The organism is Vibrio sp. KMM 9700 (genome assembly GCF_058545285.1).
In genome coordinates this window covers 38,434-43,581 of record NZ_CM178590.1, presented here as the reverse complement: position 1 = coordinate 43,581, position 5,148 = coordinate 38,434, and the positions used below count along the sequence as shown (strand labels likewise).

Sequence of the window (5,148 nt, the reverse complement as noted above, 5' to 3'; positions counted from 1 at the left end):
GCTAATAAACGTGTGCTTTGTAGATAAGAAGTGAAGATAAACAAAACCCAATGCAGCAATGTGTTGGGTTTTTTGCTTTATAGCTTTTTAGTGACTCTTTTCAATAACTAAATACCCCTATAAAAATAAATAAAACTAATCTTTGTTATAGTATAACAATTTAAAATGTTATATTATCACACCCCTAATTGTTACATTATAACACCACTTAGGGAAGATGATGACAGAGCTAACCTACGCAGCAGTGCAGCGAAAGAAAAATTTAATTCGGCTTGCCATTTTAGTAAGCCTTACCTTGCTTAGTCTGCTGGTGATTAAACTTGCCAACCAAGAACAAAGCCAAGCCACACCTGACAATACATTACGCATTAGTGGACCGTGGGAATTCACAAGTTTAGATCCTTCTAAACAAGGCTATATCTACACACGCATGCAATTGACTGAAACCTTGTTAAATGTTGACGAGAAAGGTCAGCTTACCCCAGGGCTTGCCCAGCATTGGCAGGTCAGTGAGGATGGCAAAACATGGCGCTTTGAATTAAGAGACAATGTTTTGTTTCATGACGGCGCACGCCTTGGCGCAGATGCAGTGGTCAATAGCCTACAGATTGCACAAAAGACCCATGGCGTGTTGCAACAAGCGCCCATTACTGAAATTAAGTCTCTGATTGCAAAAGAAGACTCAACTGAGAAGCAAATAATTGAAATTGAGCTTTCTAAGCCTTTTTCGTCACTTGGCGCTTTATTAGCGAACTATTCTACTGCCATTTTATCCCCTGCATCTTATGACGCAGCAGGTCAAGTAATTCACCTTTATGGCACAGGCGCTTATCAACTTGAGCGTTTTGAACCGCCACATAAGCTATTAGTAAAAGCCAACGCCGATTATTGGGGACAAAAACCAAGTATTGCTTATGCCAGTTATTTAACTGGACACCGCGCAGAAAGCCGAATTCTACAAGCGCGCTCAGGCGATGCGGACATCAGCTTTACGTTAGATCCAAGTATGGTCAGCCATATCAAGCCAAGCGATCCGATACAAGTAGAAGCCTTTGATACCCCAAGAACCTTGATTGTGAAATTAAACAGTGCGCATCAATTTTTAGAGCCAAAGGCGCGCCTTGCATTAAGTTTAGGTCTGGATCGCCAAGCGATTGCCGATACCGTGATGTCAGGTGTGGGCAAAGCGACATCGCAACTTTTACCCGACTCAATGCAAGACTGGCATCTAGGCGCGGATAAGCTAGACGCGTCACAAACGCTTGGCGCAAACACTGCCAAAGCGAAAACAATACTCAAAGATTTGGGCTGGCAGCTCGGAACTGATGGCGTTTTAGTGCGTGATGGTCAGCGTTTTAAGATCACCATGATGACTTATGCCGATCGACCAGAATTAACCCTCGTTGCCACTGCGGTTCAAGCCCAATGGCGCAAACTTGGAGTGGACTTAAAAGTCGATGTAACCAACTCAAGTATGATCCCAGCAGGGCATCAAGATCACTCATTAGAAGCCGCTTTAATTGCGCGTAACTATGGGGTAATTGCGGATCCTCTACCAATGCTTAGTGGTGATTTTTCAAATACTGGTGGTGATTGGGGCGCAATGAACTGGCAGATGCCTGATGTGGATGAGGCGTTTGCAAGGTTTAATCAACAAGGCATGACAAATGCTGCGAAACGCGATCTGAGCCAAAAAATCATGCGTTTGATATATCAAGAAAAATCAGTCATTCCAATTGCTTTTTATCAAGATTTCATTGCGATTAATAACAGGGTGAAAGGCTTTAAATTTGACCCGTATTCACGTAGTTATTTCATTAATCAAATGCGTTTAGCGCCACGCGCTGGAGCCGTCTCAACCCATGATGAAAGCGCTCATCATGAAGGGCATTCGCATTCACATCAAAACGGTGATCATCAGCATCAAAAAGGAGAGACCCACTAATGTGGTTATTTTTAAGAAAGCGCCTGTTGCAATTACTACTTGTGGTTTGGGGCGTCGGCACACTAACTTTTATCATGATGCGCAGCATTCCAGGGGATATGGCATATCGCATTGCTGCAAGTCGTTATGGACAAGATAACGTCAGCGCTGCTGCCGCTGAGATGATCCGAGCAGAGCTTAATTTAGATCAAAGCTGGTGGGCGAGTTATAGCCAATGGTTTGTCGATTTGCTGCATTTAAATTTAGGTAAATCCTTAGTCAGCGGCTTACCAGTGATTGATGTGGTAGAGCACCAATTAGTGCATTCATTTTTGCTTGCCGTTTGCGCCATTTTCTTATCGATTTGCATCGCACTGCCACTTGGCATTTGGGTGGCGAAAAAAGGCGGGATTGTAGAGCAAATTGTGCTTTGGATTTCAACCGGTATCCGCGCTGTGCCTGTGTTTATGCTTGGCCTTGTGCTGGTGCTAATCTTTGCGATGCATTGGCAAATATTCCCGGTTGCAGGGTTTGGCTCATGGGAGTATTTGGTCTTACCAAGTGTGGCATTGGCGCTCAGTTTAGCGGCTGTCTCCAACCGTGTGGTGACTCAAAGCACGCGCCGTGTGTTGGCTGCGCCATTTTATCAGTTCTCACAAATCAAAGGCTTATCTGAAAAAGAAACCTTCTATCATCATGGCATGCGTAATATTGCCGTGCCAGTGGTCGCCTTTATTGGTATTCAGTTAGTGAGCATTATTGAAGGCATAGTGATGATTGAATCACTCTTCTCATGGCCGGGAATTGGTCATGGTTTGGCGCATGCAATTTTTGCCCGCGATATTCCTGTGATCCAAGGCAGCGCCTTAATCATGGGCGCCTTATTTGTGGTGCTCAACACCATAGTTGATGTGATTTGTTACTGGATTGACCCGCGTGGCGGGGAGGAAAAATAATGTCTGCTTTTTCTCAATTTATTAAATCGTTTAATGGGCGTCAAAAATTTGGCGCTGCCTTACTGATCAGCCTTTTTGTATCAGCAAGCTTGGTGACGGTACTCTCAAGTCATGATCTCAATGCGCAAGATCTCAGCCATAAACTCATGCCAGCAAGCAGCGAACATTGGTTTGGCACGGATCAATTTGGGCGTGACATGTTGGTGCGAGTGGCAAGCGCCATTCAACTCTCATTTATGCTTGGGATCATGTGCATGCTAACTGCTTCTAGCATTGGCGTATGTTTTGGCGTTCTCGCTGCATGGAAAGGTGGACGCCTTGAGCAAGGCTTTGAAATCATGGTCAATATCTTGCTTGCCTTACCTGGCCTCGTGTTGGTGTTACTTCTTGCAGCGATTGTTCCGGGCTCTTTTGTGATGCTTTATGTGGCCATCGCATTAGTGCAATGGGTTGAATATTATAAAGTTTCACGCGCGATGACGCGACCAATTCTGCAAAGCCCAGAAGTGCAAGTGTCTAAAATGATGGGCTTTGGATCTTGGTATATTTTTAAACGCCATATCTGGCCAAAACTATCCGGCTCAATTTTCACCATGGCAGCCTTTGGTGGCGGGAATGCAATTCTTACCATGGCATCCCTTGGCTTTGTCTATGTGGGGATCCAACCACCCCTTGCAGAACTTGGTTTGATGAGTGTGGAACTCTTCCCTTATTACAGTCAGGCGCCGTGGGCACTGTTTCAGCCGTTAATCGCCGTTGCACTTTTAGTGCTTGGTTTTCATCTACTTGCAGGAAAAAAAGATGAGCTTGTTGATTGAAGTTAAAAATCTATCTATTTATCACGGACAGACATGCTTGCTTGAACCTGTCTCGTTTACGCTTTCCGCTGCCACGCCACTTACTATTTTAGGTGAAACTGGCGCAGGCAAAAGTATTTTACTCCAAGCCATTATGGGAATGTTGCCTGAGAATCTAAGCCAAAAAGGCGAGGTACATATTTTTGGACAAAATCGCAAAGTTTCTGAGCGTCGCACGCTTTGGGGTAAAGACATGGTCTTGCTCCCTCAAGAGCCGTGGCGCGCATTGGATCCATTAATGCCAGCATTTGAGCAAGTCTCCCTTGTGCATGAAAAAGTACGCGGCTTAGATGGCCAAGAAGCATTTGATAATGCAATAGCAGATTTAGATAGAGTTGGCTTAAAGCAAAGCGCAGCTAAGCGAGTGGGGCAACTGTCTGGCGGGATGGCGCAACGATTGTCCGTGAGCTGCGCCTTAGCTGGTGGCGCGCAAATTTTGCTTGCTGATGAGCCGACGAAAGGCTTAGATGTGAGTCGCCGCAATGAAGTGGTGACGCTTTTGCAGCGAATGACCCAAGCCGGCGGACTCATCACCATTACCCATGATATAGAAGTCGCAGAGAAGCTTGGTGGTGAGCTAATTGTCTTGCGTGAAGGCAAGGTCGTGGAGCAAGGCGTAATGGCGGATATTTTAGCCAAACCAGACTCAGATTATACCGAGTTATTAATTCAATCGAGCCCTGAGCATTGGCAAGCTTACCCTAAGCAAAGCCAGTTTAAGCGCGCTGTGCTTGAGGCGAAAAACTTAAGCATCGGTCGTGAGAATCCGCTTGCGAGTGGGATTAATTTTAAAATCCACCAAGGCGAAGTCATCGGTGTGGTTGGTGATAGTGGTTGTGGTAAAAGTACTCTAGGCGATACCTTATTGGGACTTTTACCAAAAATCGATGGTGAAATCACGCAACTGGCAGAGGATGCTAAAGCTTATCAATGGCAAAAGCTGTTTCAAGATCCACCTTCAGGCTTATCTAGTTCTGTGCCGCTGCAAGTGCTATTAGATGATTTAATTAAGCTGCATAAACTCGATGCAAGTAAAGTCATGCCTTTGATGAAGCGGCTAAAACTTGCACCTGAATTACTTGCAAAAACAAGCAGCCAAGTCTCGGGTGGGCAATTGCAACGCTTTGCAATTTTACGCGCCTTGATGCTTGAGCCTGTGTTTTTATTTGCCGATGAGCCAACTTCACGCCTTGATCCTTTGGTTGCCAAAGAAATCACTGAGCTTTTAGTTGAACTTGCCAAGGAAAAGGGCTGCGCACTCTTTATCGTTAGTCATGATCCGGCTTTGATTGAGAAGTGTTGTGATAATGTGATCCACTTATAAAATCAATTCCTATCTTATTTTGATCTGTCAAATCACTTAAAATTAAGTACATAGATTAAATCTATGGCACAATAAGTGTAGGCAGAT

4 protein-coding genes are annotated in these 5,148 nt (G+C 44.8%); all 4 read left to right on the top strand.

Going from position 1 to position 5,148, the window contains the following annotated elements:
- The first annotated feature begins 220 nt into the window (after nt 1-220).
- The 4 genes from AC2VOY_RS11675 to AC2VOY_RS11660 are packed head-to-tail and all read left to right on the top strand — an operon-like array spanning nt 221 to nt 5,061.
- Nucleotides 221-1,945, top strand: coding sequence for an ABC transporter substrate-binding protein (locus AC2VOY_RS11675; protein WP_491833682.1), 1,725 nt, complete (start codon nt 221-223; stop codon nt 1,943-1,945).
- Nucleotides 1,945-2,880 carry an ABC transporter permease gene (locus AC2VOY_RS11670; RefSeq protein ID WP_491833680.1) on the top strand — a complete coding sequence of 312 codons (936 nt, stop codon included), beginning with the start codon at nt 1,945-1,947 and terminating at the stop codon, nt 2,878-2,880. The genes AC2VOY_RS11675 and AC2VOY_RS11670 overlap by 1 nt, the downstream gene beginning before the upstream one ends.
- Nucleotides 2,880-3,698, top strand: a complete 819-nt coding sequence (locus AC2VOY_RS11665) for an ABC transporter permease (RefSeq protein ID WP_491833678.1) — start codon at nt 2,880-2,882, stop codon at nt 3,696-3,698. The genes AC2VOY_RS11670 and AC2VOY_RS11665 overlap by 1 nt, the downstream gene beginning before the upstream one ends.
- On the top strand, nt 3,682-5,061 hold the full coding sequence (locus AC2VOY_RS11660; RefSeq protein WP_491833676.1) for an ABC transporter ATP-binding protein: 1,380 nt from the start codon (nt 3,682-3,684) through the stop codon (nt 5,059-5,061). Before AC2VOY_RS11665 ends, AC2VOY_RS11660 begins: the two co-directional genes overlap by 17 nt.
- Nucleotides 5,062-5,148 lie beyond the last annotated feature (87 nt).